The organism is Lacinutrix sp. MEBiC02595 (genome assembly GCF_053601555.1).
Genome location: NZ_JBSHNU010000246.1, coordinates 35642 through 56608, shown reverse-complemented (window position 1 = coordinate 56608; position 20967 = coordinate 35642). Strand labels below are relative to the sequence as shown.

Below are 20967 nucleotides of genomic sequence, written 5' to 3'. Positions count from 1 at the left end.
AAACTTAAAATATATATTAATCATCAATGTAATAGTTGTTATCTTTTAGATAATTATCAAATTCCTCTTTAGATCTTAACACATTAGGTTTACCATCTTCTTTTACAAAAAGATACTAACCTCTATTTTCTAAATAAGAAAGTTTTTTTTTCTCTTCTTTACTCATCTTTTAGTTTTATAGACTTGCTACTTGCATCAAAGGTATAATTAACAATATTCCCATTTATAATAAGCTGTACAGCTTCATCAATAACTTCAAAAGGGACAACAAACCATTCTCTAGGGTTTATGCGTTGTCCTTTCTCATTAGTGAATTCAATATCTAAACAAGTACTTGCAAAAAATCTGTGTAACAGGTTCTCAAGTTTATCTGCATTTCTATTATAAACGTTATAGGTTGCTATTTTCTTTACATCTGCATAAAGATAAGTAGCTTCTTTTCTTGCATTTTTTATTCTATCATCAACAGAGTTACTAGAGAAACCAATCTTATATAAATCCTTGATTTTAGAAATTTTTGGGTCTATAGACTTAGACTTTAAAACATAAATCCAACCTGTTTGAACATCCTCCTCTTTTACTAAGCCTGAGTTTACAAACAGTTCATTTTCTGCATAATCATTAGAGTTGGTTATAAGTTTACCATTCTTTTGAATTTGCTTGCCTAAAGACCTGAATAGCATGTTGCTATATGTGCCATTTTCAAAAACAGTTCTTGTTCTACCTTCAAGTCTAATTCTATTCCCAGATTTCAATTCTATTTCTGACTCTTCAAGGTTAGCAGATTCTAAATAAAGTAGAATACCATCCATAATGTAATAGTTGCCTACATGAAGGTTCTTCTCAGTGTTTTTGTAAGGCTTAATTTCTCTCTTGCCTTCTTTTATTTCTTTGTGTACCTTTTGAAACAGACCTTCATAAGGCTTAAAGTCTTTTTCTTTTAAAGGAGTTCTCTGTGCTATAAAGTCTGCATCAGCTCTATCTTCTTGTTTTGGTGTATGTTTAAAAGTGAAAATAGATAGGTCTTTATCTGTGTCTAATAGACCTAAATCATCATCATTTAAAATGTCTTCTAAACTTTGTTTTTCCATTTCTACATAGCCTAACAAATTGTGTCTATCAAATGGCTTTACTATTTTTTTCTTTGTATCGTCTTCTCTAAAGTTTTTAAGTACAGCTAGAAGTCCATATTCAGACATACTAGATTTATTAGGTTCTCTATTATTCTTATCTATAAATATATTAATCTCTTCAAAAGAATCTATGAGTCTGTCTTCTTCAGTTTTTACAGTTGAAGTTTTTGCTTTTGAATCTAATAGTCCAAACTCATCATCATTAAAGATGTCATCTAGTGTTGGCTTCTTTTTACTCATCTTGCATCCTTTTACGTTTCAATTCTCTTAAGAAAATGATAGCTTCTGCCATTCTTTTTTCTTTATGGTCAAAAGCTTGTAGGTTAGGTTGCTCTCCTGTTTTTGTAACCCAATCTTTTATTTTAGGCCATAGTAAAATGGCTTCTTCTTCAGTCATTTCAATTTTAGTAGACTGTATGTGGTCATCTATTAATTTTAAGGTTTGAGCAGTAACAGCTTTAGATAGTATTTCAAAAGCTTTTTGGAATGGATTTACTTGGTCAATTAAGTCTATATGTATATCATCAATGTTGATAAAACTATTAGCCATTCTAATAAACTTTTTATCTCCTTGCTCTTCTATAGTGCTATTTTTAATTACAGAATCTAAAACCACATGTTGTCTCACAGCTTCTAGGTCTTCTTCATCTAAATCAGGATAAACTTCTCTTATTATTTTAGGTATAAGAATGGTGTTTATCGTTTCAGCATTTAAATTACCAGGCATTGCTTTCAGCATTTGGTCATCTTGTAAAATTCTAGCCTTAAGGTCATTTAAATCTGTTTCAATGATATCTTTAGCTCTTTGTGAAGTAGGTAATTTGAAACCTCCATTTTTAGGGTTTATAATTATTGTAAACTCATCATCTTCGCTTTCATCTTCATCATCTCTTTTTAATTTGAACTTAAAATTAGGCGCTAATACTTGTTCCATTAATAATGATGCTGTAATAGCTTTAAGCATATTGTTTACTGCAACTTTCACATCATCATTTTCTGCATCAGGTTCAGCTACTAAATTTGTAAACTGTGCATGAGTTTTGTTATTACTATCTCTAGTTGCTCTACCAATTATTTGTATAATTTCTGTTAATGAACCTCGATAACCAATAGTTAAAGCATGCTGGCAATAAGGCCAATCAAAGCCTTCTTTTGCCATACCTAAAGCAATAATAATGTCTATATCTTCTGGAGCTTTAACCTCTCTTAAATAGGCTGTAATCTTGTCTCTTGATTTTGGGTCATCATTTACTAAGTTGGCAACTTTAAGTGTTCTGTTTGCTTTTTTACTTTTTACATAAATAACTCCAGTTTTTTCATCTTGATAATCTATTTCACCCAATACGTCAATAACATGTGCTACCTCATCATGCTTTTCTTTTGAAGATTCTGCTGAGGTTACACTTGGTATATGAACAATTGTCTTTAAATTAGGGTCTAAAACTTCTTCTAAAGCAGACATTTCTTTATCAGGTTGTTTTTTATAATATCTACCTGTGTAAAAATGATAGCCAATACCTAAAGATTTTAAAAATTCATAACCATTTAACTGTTGGTAATAGTTGTAGGTTACTTTAGTAAACTTTGCTTCATCTTCTGGCATTAGTACAGGTATGTTGTCACCTCTAAAATAAGAACCTGTCATAGCTACAATGTGAGCACTAGATTTAGCCATGATGTTTTTTAAAACTTCACCTAATCTGTTATCGCCTTCAGCAGAAACATGATGAAACTCATCAATAGCCACTAAAGTATTATTTAATTTTTCTTCATCTAAGCCTTTAAAAGCATTCCGTAGAGTAGCATGTGAGCATATAAGGATTTTTTCCTCCGTATCTAAAAATTCTAAAAAAGCAGTTACCTTACTTTTTTCTGGTCCAGGAGTACATAAATTGTATTTAGGATTTGGGGACCAATCTGCAAAGAAGCCATATTTTTTTAATTCTGTAGTACCAAAAGAAGCACCAATAGCTTTTTCTGGAACAGCGACTATCACTTTTTTAATGCCTTGTTTATGTAGCTTTTCTAAAGCAATAAACATTAAAGCTCTAGACTTACCAGAAGCAGGTGGAGCTTTAATTAGTAAATACTGTGCAGAGTTTGCTTTAAATGCTTCTGCTTGCATTTCTCGCATACCAAAAGGATTTGTTTTTTTACTTTGTCCTGTTTGTTTATAGGTTACTTCTACTAAATTAGGCATATCTTATTTTTTACTTTTGGTCTTTCTTTTTTTCTTTTGTTTAGCAAATAGCGTGTCCTTTTTTATCATAGTTTCATAGAGCTTAAAAAGGTACTCTAAACGCTCTGTGTCATTTTTAAATTCTTGCAATCTATAACACTTCTCTATGGCTTCATCTAGGTTTTTATGTGCTTGCTTTAACCCCTCAGGCATGGTGTCTGGGTTGTATAACCAAGCCATAGTTTTACCTGTATGTTTAGCTCTTTCATCTAAAATATCAAATACATATTGATTTAAAGTTTCTTTTTGTTTGTTATTAAGGTCTGGGAAAGGAAATGTATTATAGCACAATTTAGCAGAATATCTATACCTTGTTTCTAATTTGCCTCCAATATTTTTTACCCATACCATATGCATTCTACTTGTTAAAACAGCAAATAGCCATGATTGAGCATTATATACAGCCATTGCAGAATCAGCTATAATAGTTTCAGGGTTTAAAAAGCCAATAGGAATATAATCTCTTGATTCTGATGAATGCCTAGGGATTATTAAAGAATCTGAGTTTTGATGTCTTATTTCACCAAATAAATGAGGTGTTTTAGCTAATCTTTTAGTAGCTTCTCTTTTACTCTTTTCTCTAATTTCTTCAACCTTTTGTATCCTATTCTTTATTTTAGGAATGTTTTTTGCTTCATCTAAATTATTTACCAACCATAAACAATATCTTTTACTTCCTCTTACAAACTCTAAGCTGCCTATAAAGTCTTTAATATATTCTTTTGTCTTTGAATTTTGAGATATTAAATCATCTTTTTCTTCTTTATTTAAAATTAAAAATCCGCCATCATTAGCCATATTTCCAAAATTCATTTCTGGGAAATTTGAAATAGGTTTGCTTCTTCCCTTAACTATTATGTTAGTGGAATCTAATAAGTATGGGTTAATATTTTTCGCAATTTTTTTAAGGTTATCCGTAAAAAGGTGTTTAGTTTCACTAGAAGTATTTCTAAGTGCAACTATGATTACTGTAACACCTGCATTACCTTTTGCATTGTTAGTCCATTTGAAGGATTGGTGAGCAAAGTCTATTTCAATTTGTTCAGAAATTAAATGTGGCCATATTAAAGCCACTTGTTCTCCTTGGCAAATAGAATTAGTAGTAACTAATGCCACTCTAGCATTGAACCCATTTATATATTCCTTTGCTTTATAAAACCAACAAGCTATATAATCCATATTATTATAGCCCTTAATGGAATGAAAAACAATACTCATATCTTTTTTCTGTTCAGCATCTTGGAGTCTTGCTCCTAGATAAGGAGGGTTTCCAATGATGTAAACTTCACTTGCCAAATCAATAGGGCAAACTTCTTTCCAGTTCTCTCTAGTAGCATTTCCTTGTTTTATTTGCCCTGCTTCTTTTAAAGGTAGTATTGGTTCAGACTTACCATAGTCAAATAGCTGTTCTTCAAAGATTCTATTCATTTGGTGTTCTGCAAGCCATAGAGCTAGTATTGCCATTTCATGTGCAAAGTCATCTAGTTCAATACCATAAAATTGAGATAAGCGTATTTGGGTAAACTCTAATTGAGGAGTAGGAGATAAGTCTATAATTTGTTTTAAAATTTCAATCTCTAAAACTCTTATTTCTTTATAGGTAATAATTAAGAAGTTACCACTACCACAGGCAGGGTCAAAAAACTTAATCTTTGAGATTCTATTGATAAGCTTTCTTAATTGTGGTATGCTATTTTGGTGTTTTTCATATTCTTCATAAAGCTCATCTAAAAATAAAGGTTTAATCACTTTCAAGATATTAGGAACAGAGGTGTAGTGCATTCCTAAGTCACTACGATACTCATCTATAACCACAGCTTGAATCATAGACCCAAAAATATCTGGGTTAATGTCTTTCCAGTCTAAATCTCCCAACTCTAAAAGCACTTTTCTTGCTTTAGATGAAAATTTAGGGCTCTTAATAGGGTCTTTAAACAGACCTCCATTAACATAAGGGAAATCTATTAGGTAATCCGGTAAGCCATCTTTTTTTTCAGTATTAAGCCTTTTGAAAAGGTCATTTAAAAAAACATGTGTATCACTACCATTTGGGTTAGTTTGCTGTGCTAAAGTATTAGTAAAAATACTGTCTTCATCAAAAATCTCTGTGTCCTCAGCAAAGAAGCAAAATAATAATCTAGATAAGAAAATATTTAAACTGTGTATGCTCTCTTTTGATTTGTAAATTTCAGGATTTTCATCCCTTAGATAATCATAAAGTAAAGCCATTTTATAAGCAGCATCTCTATCTGCTTGATTGTCGTTACTAGAGTTGTAAACCTCACTACCTGAAAGAGGTAGAAAAAAGCTATGATGATTGGCTAATTCACTTATTTGAATGTCTTTAGTTGTGCCAAACCTTAAATCTTTAGCTACAAGTTGTTTGTAGTCTGTTAGTATAGCAAACTTTGGTTTGTGTTTGAGTATTCTATCTTCTTTAGAAATAGTATCAATGGAACTAAGAAGTTTACCAGATTCTTCAACTTTAAAAAAGACTTTGTTTTTAGATAGGACTTCACCTTCAATTTTAGAAAGGTTGTAATCTCCTTTTTTAAGCATGGTTGTTACGGTTTTAGTAACACCATAAGCCATTAAAAAATCATAGATAAACTCTTCCTTAGAAAAATTATCAACTATAGCTTGAACATTGTTTTGTATTTCTTTACTATTCATAGATTACTCTTCTTCGTTTTTCAATCTTTTTAAAGTCAGTTTAACAGCTTCGATAGCTAAATCTTCTCCTTTTACACCTTCATATACTTTTTCACTTAACCACAACTTTAAAAGTTTACTATGCTCAATATCTAAAGCAATAGCCAATTTGTCTATTTGCTCTCTGGTGGGTTTTCTATCTCCTTTTTCAATTTTACTTATTAAGGCAGTATCTGTGTCTATCATAGAAGCTACTTCTCGCAGTAACAGGTTTTTAGTTTCTCTTTTAGATTTTAGTAATTCAGAGAGTATCATTTGGTAGTCAAATTAGTTCTTGTCAAAGATTGTCTAAATCTAATTAGAAATTTTGTCATAAAAAATTTTTGGAAAATATATTTTTTAAATGCTTTGTGAGAGCTTAAGATACCTTGTGCAAAACCCCCACTAAGTTCTGGGGATAAAGATGCCCCTACCATTTTATATAGTAAAGAAGATTTTCTGGCAGAGTTAATAAATTCAAGGTGATAGTTGAGATTTATATGCTGTTGGTAATTGATTTTCTGTGTGTGGTATACTACAACTCAAAAACTTTTAGAAACATGGTTAGAATCGTAAATTACAAAGAGAGACAGAAAGAGGATGGTACTTCATTCTTCGTTTTGGAACTACAAGGAGGCATTGAAATGGTATTAAGCAAGGTTACAGGTAACTTTTATGCTACTGCCAAGAAAGCTTATATACCTTCAACATTTGATGAGCAGGTATGTACTGGACTTATTGGTACAGAAATGCCAGGAAGCATCATTAAAGAAGACTGTGAGCCTTTTGAATATGTTGTAAAGGAAACAGGAGAGGAAATTACATTATCCCACAGATGGGTTTATGTTACAGAAGATGCTGTAAAGCCAAAGCAAGAAACTTTTGTGCCTAAACATAATATTATAGCTAATTCTGATGTGTTTTCACAGAATGGTATTCTTGAGCATGCAGAGTAAAAATATAAGCCTAGTCTATGTAAATAGATTGGGCTTTTTTTTTTGAGTTTTAAAATACCCTTACAATATTGTGCTTGATTGCTTATACCTTCATAAATAAAAGATAGTCTAACTGTAGCTAGTTTACACTATTAATATAAGGATATATTATTAATCTTGAAGGTCGGTTGAAATACGCCTAATTGATTGAAATGTTAAAGTTCAAGTGTAAATTTCTTTAAGAATAATAGAGTTAAAAATAAAAAATACCACTTGTGTCAAAGTACTATACTATTGCTTGACATAGATGGTAAGTTATATTATGAAACTTTGTAGAAGACTTTCTAAGAAGTATTTGAGAAAGAAGCTTCTTTTTCTAAGGTATATAAAAAAAATAATTATCATGAAAATTTCAGAAATAAGTGTCTCATACTCAAATAACAGGAGTGATAGGCTAAAAATAAGTAATAGTAAGCAGTCTTATGATATTATAAGAGCTTGTTGGAGTGATTCTACTATAGAATTACAAGAGGAGTTTAAGATATTAATGATGAATAGAAGTAACCAGATTTTAGGTGTTTATCCACTTTCTAAAGGAGGTGTTTCTGCTACTGTGGTAGATGCAAAATTAGTGTTTAGTGTTGCACTTAAATGTAATGCTTCAAACATTATTATTGCTCATAATCATCCAAGTGGAAATTTAACACCAAGTGAAGCAGATAAAAATCTCACTCAAAAGCTAAAACAGGCAGGTCAGTATTTAGATATAGTACTGTTAGACCACTTAATAGTAACTAAAGATGATTTTTATAGTTTTAGTGATAATGGATTGATAAAGTAGTCCTCTTTTTTACTTTTCTATATATAGTGAATTGGAAAAAGTGGGACTTTTTGTCTTTTGTTGATGTATGAAAGAGTGTGTGAGTAGACTTTTTAGGTGGAAATTTTCAGTTTGAAAGTCCTATAGATTAGTATTAATAGCTAAATCTTACTTTTTATCCTCTAGGTTTACAATGTCACATAAAGTAATTCCTAAATTATCAGCAATCCTTTTTAAAGTGTATAAAGTAGGATTGGTTCCACCAGCTTCTAAACGACTAAAGTTAGATTTTTCAATATTACATTTAGCAGCAAGGTCTTGTTGAGCAATTCCTTGCTTTTCTCTTAACATTTTAACTCGCTTTCCAATTGCTATTTGAAGTTGGTCTTTATCATCCATTTTAAAACACATATTATGTAGTTGTCAAAAATGATAATTAAGTACAGTGTTTTGGTTATCATAAATGATAAAATAAGTATGTTTGTTAAATCTATTATCTATAAGTGTTTATGGCAATTTCAAAGTTTATAAATAAAATACTATGAAAGTAAAAATTTCAAAATTTCAAAATACAGGAATAACAGAAGCTGATTTTCATTTCAGTTTAGAACATAAATTGAGTAGTATTAAAGAGCAGATAAATTTAGAGTCAGATAGTTTTTGTTCTTATGAACTAGATAGGGGTAAGAGTTCTAAAGATAAGCTAGTTTTTAGAAATGTAAATCATTTAAAAATGTTGCACAAATATCTTATATCTAGTTATTTCTATGTCGCCTTGATTGCATTTCCAGTTTTAGTAGTTTTACATGAGAGCTCTAAGGATGTAGATAGTGATGGTAATCTAACAAGTAATTTTATATACATATTAATTAGTTTAGCATTCCTTTTCGGAACATTTAAAGGGCTTAAAGTTCCGTATAGGATAGTTATTGACCATTTAACCATTTCTGAACAGAACCTTTTTACTAGAAAAGTAGATGTTTTTTTTCCAAAAAGAATACTAACTACAAATGTTAATGAAATAGACTTCGTTGTTATTTCATCAGAAGAACAATCATTATTTATAATGGAGAATGAACAGTTTGAGGTTATTGAATTCCTAAAAAACTATCTCAAAAAATTTCGTTTTGAAAGTCACTTATAAATAAAAGTATAAAAGAGAATGGATGAAATTAGCAAAGATGAAAACAAAGAAAGCACTTCAGAATACAGGAATCATTTAGATGTTTCCAATCCGATTTGTGAATACAATACATTCAGCACTAAAAGTGTTTGTAAAATGAAGACTATAGTGTTATGGCTAGAAAGGTACAGAGGTCTCTGTGAAGATACAGTTACAATACTAGCTGATAAAAGATATGCTTCTAAGCTGAATTCGGTAGAGGTTTTAGTAAAAAAGGATTTTGAGGTCTTATATGGTAAGATGTCGATTTTAAGCAAACTTTATAATAAAGAAACATATTTTAAACAACAACTAAACAATTACAAGTTAGTTCAAGATAATGTTTTAGGAAGAGAAAATTGGTTTGACTATCAGCATAAAAACAAAAATGAATATCAATTATTTTCAGCTGTCTTTTATGATAGTAGAGAGCTTACGCACTTCAATTTAAAGATAGATAAATTAACATTAAACCCTGAAGATTTTAAGTACACACTTAAATATATGAGTATTATAGAGGAAGCTAAAGCTATCCATTTTGAAGGAACAATAAAATCAATTGACGCGCTAGAGATTTTTAAAAAAACGAAAACTAAAAGAGCATACTCAAGACGTGAAATAGTACTGTCTATTGATGATTTCTGTTGTAGTGAACTTCAAGTAGTTTTTACAGATGGAAGGGTAAAACACTTAGAGAATTTATGTGTAGGTCAGTTTGTGAAAGTATTTGCAAGACTAACAGGAGGAGAGCTGAAAAACTCAGAAGGAATTAATGAATATAAACATCATTTATATGGTTGGCGTTTAGAAAAAATTAATGCTAAACGAAATGTAGATGAAAACATAAAGGAGATGGATTTGTATTATAAATACATTTTACCATTACCATTTTAAATAAAAACTATGGAATTAACAGGAAAAATAAAAGTCTTAAATGATGTTCAAAACATAGGGAGCAATGGCTTCAGGAAAAGAGAAGTTGTTATTACCACAGAAGAACAGTATCCTCAACATATTTTAGTAGAGTTCATACAAGATAAGTGTGATTTACTAGATAGTTTTGTCGTAGGTCAAGAAGTGAAAATAGCACTTAATTTAAGGGGTAGAGAATGGATTAATCCTGAAGGTGTAGCAAAATACTTTAATGCTATTCAAGGTTGGAGAATAGAGCTTGTGAATAGTGAACAGCCTACAAATCAAACACAAACACAGCAAGAACCTGTTAGCTTTTTAGATGAAGCAGATAATGACTTGCCATTTTAATAAAAATCAATTAACTAATAAATAATAAATACTAAATTATGAAGAATATCTTTTTAACATTAATAGCGATTTTGTCATTAGTAGGTTGTTCTAGTGATGATGACAATCAGGGAGAAGAACAACACATTAGTCAATCTCATATACTAGAGTTTACAACAGGAACTCTTGAAAGTTGGGTATCTGTAGGGTTAACAACGACATTGACTTTAGAAGATGGTACAGAGTCGACAATTAATTCAGATTTCGATTATACTCAAAATATAGTTAGTGTAGAGATTCCAGAAAATACAGCAAGTTTTGAGTTGGATTTTTATATAGAAGATTCTTCTCAAGCTGAAATGCGTTTTTATGGTTCAGTAGATAGTGTTAATGTTCATCAAGAAACTATAAGCCAACAAAGTTATCAGTATCAATATACTTTTAATTAAGGTATGTGTAATTCCTTATTAAAAGAATTTCGCTTTAAGATTGGGGAACAGTATGAGTTAAACGAATTTAATCTTCAAACTTTAAAATCAACTTTTAGTAATGGATTAGAGTTTGAAAACTACAAGTATATAAAAGGAGATTTTGAAACTCTATTTAGAGTACCTTTTTCAGGTAATCCAATTTTACAATATAATGGAGATATACTCTATAGCGTAATTTGCGAATTTGAGTCATCTCATTACAGTTATCTAAAATCTAAAGTTAATCAGTGTACATTTAAAGAAGTAATTGTTGAGGTCTTAGTAAAAGACAAAAGTAGTTGTCAACTAATATTGATGAAAAAATAAAAGGCACACTTTTAGGCACACTATTTTAAATAGGCTAGAGGTGTACCTTATTTTAAAATCTACGGGCTCTTAGCTCAGCTGGATAGAGCACCTCCCTTCTAAGGAGGCGGTCTCAGGTTCGAATCCTGAAGGGCTCACTTAAAGCTTCACAGAAATGTGAGGCTTTTTTGTTTTATAAGGTTTTGTAATACTTCACAAAGGTTTTCTCTTAAAACTAAAACTTCAGAAGAATCGAGTATGTAATGGATTTATGCTTTTTAAGGCACACTTTTCGGTACACTATTTTTACTTCAGGCGTACGGTTTTTTGAATCTAAATAATCCAATTAATTTTTAATCTGAAATCATCTATTAAAAATCTTCCATACATGGCAATAAAAAAAGCTTTACATTTCTGCAAAGCTTTTACTGTAGTTTTTAAATAGGAGAGTAGCAAAGAATCAAATTGCTTCGCTACTATATTATAATTCGTTTTATTCAATCTCCTTCCTATACGTTTTTCTACGTTTTATAATTTCGGGATCAAAGTGTTTCCAGATTTGTTGAATAGCAATATTATCTGCTAATTCTGGAGTTCTAATACAGTTTTCAATACCTTTATCTTTAAGGGTATCGTAGCACTCATTAAATATGATAGCGGTGATCCCTTTGTTTTGGTATTCTGGAGCAATTCCTATTAAATAGAAAATAATATCCTTGCTCTCTTTTTTAGCTTTTAACATTTTTAAAAAACCGAAAGGGAAAAGTTTCCCTTCAATTTCTTGCAATACTTTAGCAAATGAAGGCATAAGAATAGCAAAAGCAATCATTTTATCGTCTTTATCAAAAACAAATTTTATGTATTCTGGATTTATAAAGCTGATAAACTTCTTTTTAAAATATGCTTTTTGAATGTCGGTAATCTCCACAAAAGAAGCTAACGAGGAATAAGAAGTGTTAAATAAATCAAACATTTCATCTGCATAAGGCATGACATCTTTAGTTTGCGTAAAGTTTCGAACACTTACTTGATAACGCTTTTTAATTAAGGTATTCGCTTTTGTAAAAGAATTGGGGTCAATGTTGCTAAAAGGGAATCTACTTTCTATCCATTCTTTTTCCGGACGATAATTAAGATTTTCTAAATGATTTACGTAGTACGGATGATTGTACCAAGTAATCATAGTACCAATTACATCAAAGCCTTCGGTTAAAACACCAACTTTATCTAAATTAGAAAATCCTACAGGACCTTCCACATATTCCAAATTATGTGCTTTACCTATTTCAGTCACTTTATCCAAAAGCGCTTTTGATACTTCAAAATCATCTATATAATCGAACCAGCCAAAACGCATTTTCTTTTCGCCTTGGTTTTTAACTTCTAACCAATTAATAATAGCTGCAACACGACCTACAATTTCTTCGCCTTTATAGGCTAGAAAAAAATACGCGTCTGCATCGTTAAAAACAGGGTTTTCGTTTTTGTCGAACGTTTTTATTTCTTGCGAAATTATTGGTGGAACCCAATATTTAGAATCTTTATAAAGCTGGAATGGAAATTTAACAAATGCTTTAAACTCTTTCTTTGTATGTACTTGTTTTATGGTAATCATAAAATCAATAGTGCTTTATTCTTCATCAAAATTCTGTTCTTGCTTTTGTCTGTTGTTCTTTTTAGATTTTCTAGACTTTTTATCTTCTTTACTTTTTTTCTTCTTTTTTGCCTTAGAGCCATCACCAAGTTCTCCGCCATTATCAATCTCTTTATCTTGATGAAAATCTAATCGGTAAGAAGCACCAATAGTTACTCCGAAAACAGACGGTGTATCTTTAGTATTTAGCGTTAAAGCGGTATCTAACTGAAAGTTTCTGCTCCAAAGATAAGCACCACCAAAACGGATTAAGTTATCGGCGTAAAAATCACTACTTATTCCTTGTGCTTCTCCAAATACCACCCATTCGGAGTTGATAGACTTGGTAAGTGTTAATATATATGAAAAATCAGATTGGTCTGTTCCAATTCTATCTTTTACAAAGTTCATTACATATACCCAACCGCCGGCAAAGTTATTTTGTGTGGCAATCATTACTTTCGGACTAAAACCTTCCACGCCATAGGCAGTGAACGGATTGTCTTTAGCATCATAATTCGCGCCAGCATAAACAGCAACAGCAGGAATTAAAGATTTCCATTTAAATTTATGGTTTGCATTCCAGCTATAGATGTTCGGTTTTTCTTCTCCTGCTTTTTTGTAAGGATCATAAACCAAATATTTTGCTCCTATAGTTAATGTTTTAAAATTGCTAAATTTGCCTTCATTAGCAACCGTATTTGTAAAAGTTCTTTTTGTGGACTGGTAGGTTCCTTCAATATTAAGTTCTAATTGTTCCCAAAGAAGGCCATATCTCGCAGTGAAATCTACTCCTAAACTTTTATCGTCACGGTTTAAACGCGAATGATTTTCGTTTAACATATATGGACCAGCTTCAAATTGTATCACATTTGTGCCTACAGAAAAGGCGCTTTTAGATACTCCAGGTCTGTTAGAGTTTATTACTTCCGTGTATTGCGAGTAACTGGTTAACGAAACAGAAAAAGCGAAAATTGCTAAGTAGAATTTTAAGAACTTCATGTTTGTGAATTTGTTTGAGTTCAAATATATATATTTTATACTTTTTTTAAGAATTTATACCATAAATTAAGACATAAGAATTGTATTTTTGTTAAAAAAGGATTTTATGTTGCAATTAGCGTCTGTTACTGGAGTTGTAAAAGTTATCTTAATCATACTTTTAATTTATTATGGTGTGAAGATTTTATCTAGATTATTTGCTCCTATATTATTAAAGTTTATCACTAAAAAAGCTGAACAGCGGTTTGGCGAACAGTTTGGTGGTTTTAGAAATCCACAACAAGCTAAAAATGAAGGCGAGATTACTATCGATAAAATGCCGGATAATAAATCTTCCAATAAAAATGTTGGCGAGTATGTAGATTACGAAGAAGTAGAATAAACTTTAATCTATACTTTCTAAAAATAATTAGCTTCCCTAAAATTGGTTAAGTTTAAAAAATTATGATTATTTTTCAGACTTATTGTTATATATACATTTCATGCAATTTTCTATAAAAAAAGTACTTCCTCATTTTCTTGTTTTTATTGGTTTTATACTACTCTCACTTGCTTATTTTAGTCCGGTTTTAAAAGGAAAACAGATTTATCAAAGTGATATTAAGCAGTATATTGGTATGTCTAAACAACAAACCGATTTTAAAACAAATACAGGGGAAGAAACCTATTGGACCAATAGTGCTTTTGGTGGTATGCCAACCTATCAACTCGGTGCAAAATATCCGCATAACTACATAAAAAAGCTAGATTTAGCTTTACGTTTCTTACCGAGGCCAGCAGATTATCTATTTCTATATTTTATAGGTTTTTACATACTTTTACTCGTTTTAAAAGTAGATTATAAACTTGCAGCACTTGGTGCATTAGCCTTTGGTTTTTCTACATATCTCATTATAATTTTAGGCGTTGGTCATAATAGTAAAGCGCATGCTATTGGGTATATGCCATTAGTTTTAAGCGGAATTATTCTCACATTTAGACGAAAATATATCCTCGGTTTTTTACTAACAACGGTTGCAATGGCGTTACAGTTAGTTGCTAATCACCCGCAAATGACCTACTATTTAATGCTATTGGTCATTGTTTTAGGAATTGCCTATTTAGTCGATGCTTATAACAAAAAACTGGTACCTCATTATTTTAAATCTGTTGGATTATTAGTGCTTGCTGTAATGCTAGCTTTAGGATTAAATGCCACAAGTATAATGGCTACCAAAGAGTATGCGAATCAAAGTACACGAAGTAAAAGTGAATTAACTATTAATGCGGATGGTTCACCAAAAGAAGCTAGTTCCGGACTTACCAAAGAATATATAACGGAATACAGTTACGGATTTCTAGAATCTTTTAATCTGTATATTTCACGAATAGTAGGAGGAGGAAACCACGAAGATGTTGGCAAAGATTCTGCATCATATGACTTTTTTATAGGGCAAGGTGTTCCTGCTTTGCAAGCTAAAGAATATGTGAAACAAACACCAACATATTGGGGAAGTCAGCCAATAGTAGAAGCACCAGCATATGTAGGTGCAGTTGTAATATTCTTATTTGTTTTTGCGCTTTTCTTAGTAAAAGGAAGATTAAAATGGTGGCTTGTAGGAGGAACAATACTGTCTTTATTGCTTTCCTACGGAAAAAATCTAGGTTTCCTTACAAACTTCTTTATAGATTATATACCATTATATGACAAGTTTAGAGCGGTAAGTTCTATTCAAGTGATTTTAGAATTATGTATTCCTATTTTGGCAATATTTGGTTTATCACGTTTGTTTAATAGTTTTGAAAAAGACGAAGAAAAACTGAAAGCCTTAAAATATACCGTCGGTATTACTGCAGGAATTGCTGTTTTATTCCTTGTATCTAAATCTGCTTTTAATTTTGCAGGTGCAAATGATGGCTATTACAAACAAAATTATGGTCAGATGTTTATGGATGCTTTGCGGGATGATAGAAAAATGTTATTCACACAAGACACCTTGAGAACACTAGTGCTAGTATTGCTTTCGGCGGGAACTATATTTATGTTCTTAAAGAAAAAACTTTCCGAAACACTTGTAATTGTTGCTTTCGCAGTTTTAATTCTTTTCGATTTGGTTTCTGTAGATAGACGTTACGTGAATAACGATAATTTTGTTTCCGCTTTGCAAGTAAAAAAACCATATCAAGCGAATAAAGCAGATGTAGAGATACTTAAAGATACTACGCATTTTAGAGTTTTCGATATAACAGACGGTACAGCAAGAGCTTCGTATTTTCATAATTCTTTAGGTGGTTATCATGCTGCAAAGCTGAAACGTTATAATGAGCTTTTCGACTTTCATATTGCTAGAAATAATATGAACGTTTTAAATATGCTGAACACCAAGTATATTATTGCCGAAGAGGAAGGTGAAATATTTCCATTTACCAATACAGATGCTAATGGAAATGCATGGTTTGTGGAAGAATTAGAAGAAATGCAAACTGCAAACCAAGAAATTAAAGCTTTAGATAGTTTGAATACCAGTAGAAAAGCGGTGTATCTTAAAACGGAAGCTATTAAAGCAAACAAAGGTTTTAAAGTAGATTCTTTAGCCAATATTACTTTAAAGGAATACAAACCAAACTATATTAAATACCAGTCTAATAATACAAATCCTGGTTTTGCTGTGTTTTCTGAAGTTTATTATGGTAAAGGATGGAATGCCTATATTAATGGAAACTTAGAAGATCACTACCAAGTAGATTATGTATTGCGTGGCATGGAAGTTCCTGTGGGAAAAAACACCATTGAATTTAAATTTGAACCGCAAGTAATACAAACGGGAAGTAGCATAGCACTTGCGAGTTCTATTCTTTTTGGATTGATACTTCTGGGTGGATTGTTTTTTAAGTTTAAGAAGGAGTAAATATCATTCCTGCAAAAGCAGGAATCTAAAGCATAGTTTCAATTTTTAAGATTCCTGCCTTCGCTGGAATAACAAAATGAATAAAAAAAAGGTACTTATTATTAGTTATTATTGGCCACCAGCTGGAGGTCCAGGAGTACAACGTTGGCTAAAATTTATAAAATATTTACCAGATTTTAATGTAGAACCTATTGTTTATATTCCAGCAAATCCAAGTTATCCATTAGTAGATGAAAGTTTAATTAGTGAGGTTTCCAAAGACCTTATCATTATTAAACAACCTATAAGCGAACCTTATAAACTAGCTGGATTTCTTTCTAAAAAGAATACCAAATCTATTAGTAAAGGTCTAATTCCAGAAGTGAAAAAACAAACTTTAATGGAACGTTTGTTATTACTTATTAGAGGGAACTTCTTTATTCCAGATGCAAGAAAAAATTGGGTTAAACCTTCGGTAAGATATCTCTCTACGTACATAAGAGATTTTAAAATAGATACCGTAATTACTACTGGTCCGCCACATAGTATGCATCTTATAGGTAAGCAACTTAAAGAAAGACTAGGAGTGAAGTGGATTGCAGATTTTAGAGATCCTTGGACAACCATTGGCTACCACAAAGAATTAAAGCTAACTAAAATAGCGAAGCAAAAACACATCGATTTAGAGCGAAAAGTTTTGCAAACAGCAGATCAAATTATAGTAACTAGTAAGGTTACAAAAGAAGAGTTTCGAGAAAAAACAGAACAACCAATTACAGTAATTACCAATGGTTATGATGTAGAGAAAACCGAAGTGATTTCTTTAGATAAAAAGTTTACTTTAGCACATATTGGTTCTTTACTGGCCAAAAGAAATCCAGAAATTTTATGGAAAGTACTGCAAGAGTTAACACGTGAAAACGGAGATTTCGGAAAACATTTTCAGTTAAAACTTGTTGGAGCGGTTAGCGAAAATGTTCTGAAAAGCATTAAGCTTAATAATTTAAGTTCCTATTTATGTGAGGTAGGTTATGTTTCTCATAATAAAGCAATTAAATTACAAAAGAAATCTCAGTTATTGTTGTTAATTGAAATCGATTCTGAAGAAACAAAATGCATTATTCCTGGGAAATTATTTGAGTATATGGTTTCTAATAGACCTATAGTTGCAATAGGTCCAAAGGGGTCAGATGTCGAAAAAATTATTATTGAAACCAACACAGGAAACTATTTTGATTATTCGGATTATGAAAACTTAAAAAGTGTAATTTTAGCACACTTTAATGCATTTCAAGAAAATACATTACAATCGCATGCAATAGGATTGCAAAAATATAGTAGGAGAGAACTAACCAGTAAATTGGCCACGCTGATTTAGTTTGAAAATTCTGGATAGTTAATAGATTTTATTATGTTTGTTTAATTCCAAGGCGACCTTTTAGAATTTAGTATTTTATTTATTAAAAATTTATGGGAATAGTTGCTTCACAATCTATTAAAAACACCATCATTACCTATTTAGGTTTTGGTGTTGGAGCAATTAATACCTTATTTTTATATACCGCATTTTTATCTGCAGACTATTTTGGTTTAGTGGTTTTTGTGCTTTCGACAGCAAATTTAATGATGCCAATCCTTATTTTTGGAGTAAACAACACATTAATAAAATTTTACTCATCGTACAAAACAAGAAGGCTTCAGAATAACTTTTTAACCTTCATGTTATTTTTACCTCTATTGGTTATTATTCCTGCAGGTATTTTAGGTTCTCTTTTTTACGAAACGATTGCTAGTTGGTTAGCAAAAGAAAATCAGATTATTAAAGACTATACGTGGTTAATGTTTGTATTAGCCGTAGCCTTTGCTTATTTCGAAATCTTTTTCTCGTGGAGTAAAATTCACTTTAAATCTGTGTTTGGTAATTTTATGCGAGAAGCATTCCATAGGTTAGGTACCATGGCTTTGTTGTTCGCGGTATACTTTAAACAGCTAACTGTAGATGAGTTTATTTACGCAGCAACCATCGTATATATTATACGTATGCTTATCATGATGGTTTATGCTTTTAGTATTCGCTTTCCTAAGTTAAGTTTTACTAAATCTTTTGATTATGTAACCGTTATAAAATACAGTTTCCTCATTATTATAGCAGGTTCAGTTTCTATGGTTTTACTCGATTTAGATAAGTTTATGATTGGCGAATTAATAGAAATAGAAAACATTGCATATTATAGTGTTGCTATTTTTATTGCCACTGTAATTGCGGTTCCTGCTAGAGCAATGCAACAAATTATAAACCCTTTAACCGCATCGTATTTAAACAATAAAAACCATTGGGATTTAGAGCAACTCTATAAAAAGAGTTCTATAAATTTATTTATAATTGGTGGTTTTATTTTTGTACTAATTATAGTAAATATCAACCAGTTATATGCGCTTTTAAAACCAGAATACGGTCAAGGTTTATTTATTGTTTTTGTGATTTCTATGGTGAAATTAATAGATAACCTTTTAGGAAATAATAGTGCGATTATTTTTAATTCCGATTATTACAGAGTCATTTTAACCTTCGGTTTTTGTATTGTAGTACTTGCTGTAGGTTTAAATTATGTACTTATACCTAAGTATGGAATAGATGGAGCCGCTATTGCAAGTCTAATTGCTTTTACTATTTACGATGGTTTAAAACTTTGGTATGTTAGTTTAAAATTCAAAATCCACCCATTTACTAAAAAAACGGGATACACATTAGTGCTTATTATTGCACTTTGTTTAGGTTTTTATTTCTGGGAGTTCCCTTTTCATCCTATTATAAATATAGTAGTAAAAAGTACAATAGTAGCTTTGTTGTACGCATTTGTAATGCTTAAATTTTCTTTATCTGAAGACATTACAGCACTCGTAAAAAAACTATTAAAAATTAAATAATTTTTCCCGTTTTAGTTTATAGATTTTGAAGTTAGCACGTCATTATCTATTTCTCTATTTTTATTTTCCAGCCTCGAATGATTCCTTTAAAATATTAAAAATTTAAGTGCAACCGAAAAATTCCGACTACAAACAACTTGATAGTCCTTAAAAGGTATCCCATAAAGAAAAACCCTATCACATTGCTTTGGGGCAAACGGTGATAGGGTTTTCAACTAACCAAATTCAATATTTTATCTTCCTCTTCTAGTGCTTGATGTAGCCCTTTTAGAGGTTGAAGTTCTTGTGTTGCTAGCAACTTTTCTATTGGATCTAGAAGAAGTACTAGTTACCTTTCTGTTGGATCTTGGAGCATTTGTAGATGCAGTAGATCTTTTTCTAGGTGTAGTTGTTACTCTAGGAGTAGATTTTGTTCTAGGCTTTGTAGAGACCGTAGATCTTGGTCTAGGCGTATTAGTCGTTGTTCTAGGTCTAGTAGTATTAGAAGATGTTGTAGCTCTCTTACTACCAGTGCTTCTAGGTTTTGTTGTGTTTGTTTTTACTCTCGGACTAGAATTATTCGATCTAGGCGTATTGGTTGTAACTCTAGGTCTTGATGTTGTGCTTCTAGGTGATGAAGTAGTTACGCCACTTCTAGGTCTGGTGGTATTTGCACGCACTTTATTTCTAGGTCTATCGTTTCCTCTAGTAGCCAAATCACTTCTTCTGTTAATCGTGTTTCCACGTCTGCTAGCAACTGCAGATCTACGTCTGTAGTTATCTGTAAAAGGTCTAGTGTATTGGTATCTTATTGGTCTGTAATTTTGTCTGTAAGGTCTGTTGAATACAACACAATGGTTGAATTGTGGAATTCTAAAATATGCATGCCAAGGTCTATACACATAAAAACGGTTGTACACATTTATAAAACCAGAGTGATGTGAAAAACGATTATGTCTATTATAATGTATGTATAAACCACCAACTTGTGTAACATAACCAAAGTTGTTATAGTTTACAAATACGTTACCAATTTGATTTACACGACCATAGTAATCGTAAAAAACAGGAACGTGTTCTATTTGTACTATTGCTCCAAACTCATCATATTGCACATAAGCGTTGTAATCATAACCAGAGTTAAAGCTAATGCTTGTATTACCATGATTTACGTTAATATTTACGTTTGGTCCATAATTACGCATGTAAAAATCGAACTGTCCATCAGGAAAGATGGAAAATTCTACACCTTGCTCTTCAAATATGAAAGAATTGCCGTAACCTCTCGAAGCTGTATTGGTGTTAATATCATCTAGTGTGGCGGTTGGGTTTGCGTTTGCAGTAAATCCTGAAAAAAGGAGTGCTGTAAAAATTGCTAATATCTGTTTCATAATTGTAAGTTTTAATGTTGAACTTATCAAGTGAATTACAAGCATCGTGCCAAAAAAGGTTATACCTCTTTAAGGTGTTGATTTACAGTTGTTTTCCGATTTTTTATTTTTTTTTAAATGGATTATTAAATTTGATTATGAAAGATTAAACGGTTAGCTTTGTTTAGCT

General features: G+C 31.2%; 19 protein-coding genes and 1 tRNA gene. 12 read left to right on the top strand and 8 right to left on the bottom strand.

Features of this window, described 5'->3' with window-relative positions; translation table 11 throughout:
* Positions 1-158 precede the first annotated feature (158 nt).
* The 4 genes from ACVCZW_RS17620 to ACVCZW_RS17605 are packed head-to-tail and all read right to left on the bottom strand — an operon-like array spanning position 159 to position 6339.
* Complete coding sequence (locus tag ACVCZW_RS17620) at positions 159-1373, bottom strand: GIY-YIG nuclease family protein (RefSeq protein WP_452233053.1); 1215 nt, start codon at positions 1371-1373, stop codon at positions 159-161.
* Entirely contained in the window at positions 1366-3333 is a 1968-nt protein-coding gene (locus ACVCZW_RS17615; protein WP_452233052.1) for a DEAD/DEAH box helicase, read from the bottom strand. Before ACVCZW_RS17615 ends, ACVCZW_RS17620 begins: the two co-directional genes overlap by 8 nt.
* 3 nt (positions 3334-3336) lie before the next feature.
* Complete coding sequence (locus ACVCZW_RS17610) at positions 3337-6045, bottom strand: DNA methyltransferase (protein WP_452233051.1); 2709 nt, start codon at positions 6043-6045, stop codon at positions 3337-3339.
* Positions 6046-6048: 3 nt separating this feature from the next.
* Entirely contained in the window at positions 6049-6339 is a 291-nt protein-coding gene (locus ACVCZW_RS17605) for a helix-turn-helix domain-containing protein (RefSeq protein ID WP_452233050.1), read from the bottom strand.
* Positions 6340-6623: 284 nt separating this feature from the next.
* Here ACVCZW_RS17605 and ACVCZW_RS17600 point away from each other — a divergent pair, with 284 nt between their 5' ends.
* Together ACVCZW_RS17600 and ACVCZW_RS17595 are read left to right on the top strand one after the other, a co-directional pair.
* Positions 6624-7019, top strand: coding sequence for a hypothetical protein (locus ACVCZW_RS17600; protein ID WP_114677283.1), 396 nt, complete (start codon positions 6624-6626; stop codon positions 7017-7019).
* A gap of 382 nt (positions 7020-7401) precedes the next feature.
* On the top strand, positions 7402-7839 hold the full coding sequence (locus ACVCZW_RS17595) for a JAB domain-containing protein (protein WP_452233049.1): 438 nt from the start codon (positions 7402-7404) through the stop codon (positions 7837-7839).
* A 147-nt stretch (positions 7840-7986) separates the two neighbouring features.
* Here ACVCZW_RS17595 and ACVCZW_RS17590 read toward each other — a convergent pair whose 3' ends face one another.
* Positions 7987-8217: a helix-turn-helix domain-containing protein gene (locus tag ACVCZW_RS17590; RefSeq protein ID WP_452233048.1), complete on the bottom strand. Its 231-nt coding sequence runs from the start codon at positions 8215-8217 to the stop codon at positions 7987-7989.
* A gap of 142 nt (positions 8218-8359) precedes the next feature.
* Between ACVCZW_RS17590 and ACVCZW_RS17585 the strand changes: the two genes are divergently transcribed.
* The 6 genes from ACVCZW_RS17585 to ACVCZW_RS17560 all read left to right on the top strand — a co-directional run bounded on the left by ACVCZW_RS17585 (position 8360) and on the right by ACVCZW_RS17560 (position 11156).
* Positions 8360-8962, top strand: a complete 603-nt coding sequence (locus tag ACVCZW_RS17585; RefSeq protein ID WP_452233047.1) for a hypothetical protein — start codon at positions 8360-8362, stop codon at positions 8960-8962.
* Between the two features lie 18 nt (positions 8963-8980).
* Positions 8981-9874 (top strand): hypothetical protein, encoded by an 894-nt coding sequence (locus ACVCZW_RS17580; RefSeq protein WP_452233046.1) that lies wholly within the window; start codon positions 8981-8983, stop codon positions 9872-9874.
* A gap of 9 nt (positions 9875-9883) precedes the next feature.
* Positions 9884-10243 carry a DUF3127 domain-containing protein gene (locus tag ACVCZW_RS17575; protein ID WP_452233045.1) on the top strand — a complete coding sequence of 120 codons (360 nt, stop codon included), beginning with the start codon at positions 9884-9886 and terminating at the stop codon, positions 10241-10243.
* A 38-nt stretch (positions 10244-10281) separates the two neighbouring features.
* A complete protein-coding gene (locus tag ACVCZW_RS17570; RefSeq protein ID WP_452233044.1) occupies positions 10282-10671 on the top strand; it encodes a hypothetical protein in 390 nt (129 codons plus the stop codon).
* 3 nt (positions 10672-10674) lie between these two features.
* Positions 10675-11019, top strand: a complete 345-nt coding sequence (locus tag ACVCZW_RS17565) for a hypothetical protein (RefSeq protein ID WP_452233043.1) — start codon at positions 10675-10677, stop codon at positions 11017-11019.
* Between the two features lie 63 nt (positions 11020-11082).
* Positions 11083-11156 (top strand) — tRNA-Arg (locus ACVCZW_RS17560).
* Between the two features lie 335 nt (positions 11157-11491).
* Here the strand turns inward: ACVCZW_RS17560 and ACVCZW_RS17555 are convergent.
* Positions 11492-12613 (bottom strand): GTP cyclohydrolase, encoded by a 1122-nt coding sequence (locus ACVCZW_RS17555; protein WP_452230114.1) that lies wholly within the window; start codon positions 12611-12613, stop codon positions 11492-11494.
* Between the two features lie 15 nt (positions 12614-12628).
* Entirely contained in the window at positions 12629-13633 is a 1005-nt protein-coding gene (locus ACVCZW_RS17550) for a transporter (protein WP_452233042.1), read from the bottom strand.
* A gap of 106 nt (positions 13634-13739) precedes the next feature.
* Between ACVCZW_RS17550 and ACVCZW_RS17545 the strand changes: the two genes are divergently transcribed.
* From ACVCZW_RS17545 to ACVCZW_RS17530, 4 genes are all read left to right on the top strand, one after another.
* Entirely contained in the window at positions 13740-14015 is a 276-nt protein-coding gene (locus ACVCZW_RS17545) for a DUF4834 family protein (protein ID WP_452230112.1), read from the top strand.
* A gap of 100 nt (positions 14016-14115) precedes the next feature.
* On the top strand, positions 14116-16521 hold the full coding sequence (locus tag ACVCZW_RS17540; protein WP_452233041.1) for a YfhO family protein: 2406 nt from the start codon (positions 14116-14118) through the stop codon (positions 16519-16521).
* Between the two features lie 76 nt (positions 16522-16597).
* Positions 16598-17878 carry a glycosyltransferase gene (locus ACVCZW_RS17535; protein ID WP_452233040.1) on the top strand — a complete coding sequence of 427 codons (1281 nt, stop codon included), beginning with the start codon at positions 16598-16600 and terminating at the stop codon, positions 17876-17878.
* Positions 17879-17970: 92 nt separating this feature from the next.
* Positions 17971-19428 (top strand): lipopolysaccharide biosynthesis protein, encoded by a 1458-nt coding sequence (locus ACVCZW_RS17530; RefSeq protein WP_452233039.1) that lies wholly within the window; start codon positions 17971-17973, stop codon positions 19426-19428.
* Between the two features lie 233 nt (positions 19429-19661).
* Here the strand turns inward: ACVCZW_RS17530 and ACVCZW_RS17525 are convergent, their stop codons facing one another.
* On the bottom strand, positions 19662-20798 hold the full coding sequence (locus tag ACVCZW_RS17525) for a hypothetical protein (RefSeq protein ID WP_452233038.1): 1137 nt from the start codon (positions 20796-20798) through the stop codon (positions 19662-19664).
* Between the last annotated feature and the right edge of the window lie 169 nt (positions 20799-20967).

Excerpts from the sequence above, each read along its gene's own strand:
- ACVCZW_RS17620 (WP_452233053.1), bottom strand. The coding sequence starts at position 1,373 with ATGAGTAAAAAGAAGCCAACACTAGATGACATCTTTAATGATGATGAG.
- ACVCZW_RS17615 (WP_452233052.1), bottom strand. The coding sequence starts at position 3,333 with ATGCCTAATTTAGTAGAAGTAACCTATAAACAAACAGGACAAAGTAAA.
- ACVCZW_RS17610 (WP_452233051.1), bottom strand. The coding sequence starts at position 6,045 with ATGAATAGTAAAGAAATACAAAACAATGTTCAAGCTATAGTTGATAAT.
- ACVCZW_RS17605 (WP_452233050.1), bottom strand. The coding sequence starts at position 6,339 with ATGATACTCTCTGAATTACTAAAATCTAAAAGAGAAACTAAAAACCTG.
- ACVCZW_RS17600 (WP_114677283.1), top strand. The coding sequence starts at position 6,624 with ATGGTTAGAATCGTAAATTACAAAGAGAGACAGAAAGAGGATGGTACT.
- ACVCZW_RS17595 (WP_452233049.1), top strand. The coding sequence starts at position 7,402 with ATGAAAATTTCAGAAATAAGTGTCTCATACTCAAATAACAGGAGTGAT.
- ACVCZW_RS17590 (WP_452233048.1), bottom strand. The coding sequence starts at position 8,217 with ATGGATGATAAAGACCAACTTCAAATAGCAATTGGAAAGCGAGTTAAA.
- ACVCZW_RS17585 (WP_452233047.1), top strand. The coding sequence starts at position 8,360 with ATGAAAGTAAAAATTTCAAAATTTCAAAATACAGGAATAACAGAAGCT.
- ACVCZW_RS17580 (WP_452233046.1), top strand. The coding sequence starts at position 8,981 with ATGGATGAAATTAGCAAAGATGAAAACAAAGAAAGCACTTCAGAATAC.
- ACVCZW_RS17575 (WP_452233045.1), top strand. The coding sequence starts at position 9,884 with ATGGAATTAACAGGAAAAATAAAAGTCTTAAATGATGTTCAAAACATA.
- ACVCZW_RS17570 (WP_452233044.1), top strand. The coding sequence starts at position 10,282 with ATGAAGAATATCTTTTTAACATTAATAGCGATTTTGTCATTAGTAGGT.
- ACVCZW_RS17565 (WP_452233043.1), top strand. The coding sequence starts at position 10,675 with ATGTGTAATTCCTTATTAAAAGAATTTCGCTTTAAGATTGGGGAACAG.
- ACVCZW_RS17555 (WP_452230114.1), bottom strand. The coding sequence starts at position 12,613 with ATGATTACCATAAAACAAGTACATACAAAGAAAGAGTTTAAAGCATTT.
- ACVCZW_RS17550 (WP_452233042.1), bottom strand. The coding sequence starts at position 13,633 with ATGAAGTTCTTAAAATTCTACTTAGCAATTTTCGCTTTTTCTGTTTCG.
- ACVCZW_RS17545 (WP_452230112.1), top strand. The coding sequence starts at position 13,740 with ATGTTGCAATTAGCGTCTGTTACTGGAGTTGTAAAAGTTATCTTAATC.
- ACVCZW_RS17540 (WP_452233041.1), top strand. The coding sequence starts at position 14,116 with ATGCAATTTTCTATAAAAAAAGTACTTCCTCATTTTCTTGTTTTTATT.
- ACVCZW_RS17535 (WP_452233040.1), top strand. The coding sequence starts at position 16,598 with ATGAATAAAAAAAAGGTACTTATTATTAGTTATTATTGGCCACCAGCT.
- ACVCZW_RS17530 (WP_452233039.1), top strand. The coding sequence starts at position 17,971 with ATGGGAATAGTTGCTTCACAATCTATTAAAAACACCATCATTACCTAT.
- ACVCZW_RS17525 (WP_452233038.1), bottom strand. The coding sequence starts at position 20,798 with ATGAAACAGATATTAGCAATTTTTACAGCACTCCTTTTTTCAGGATTT.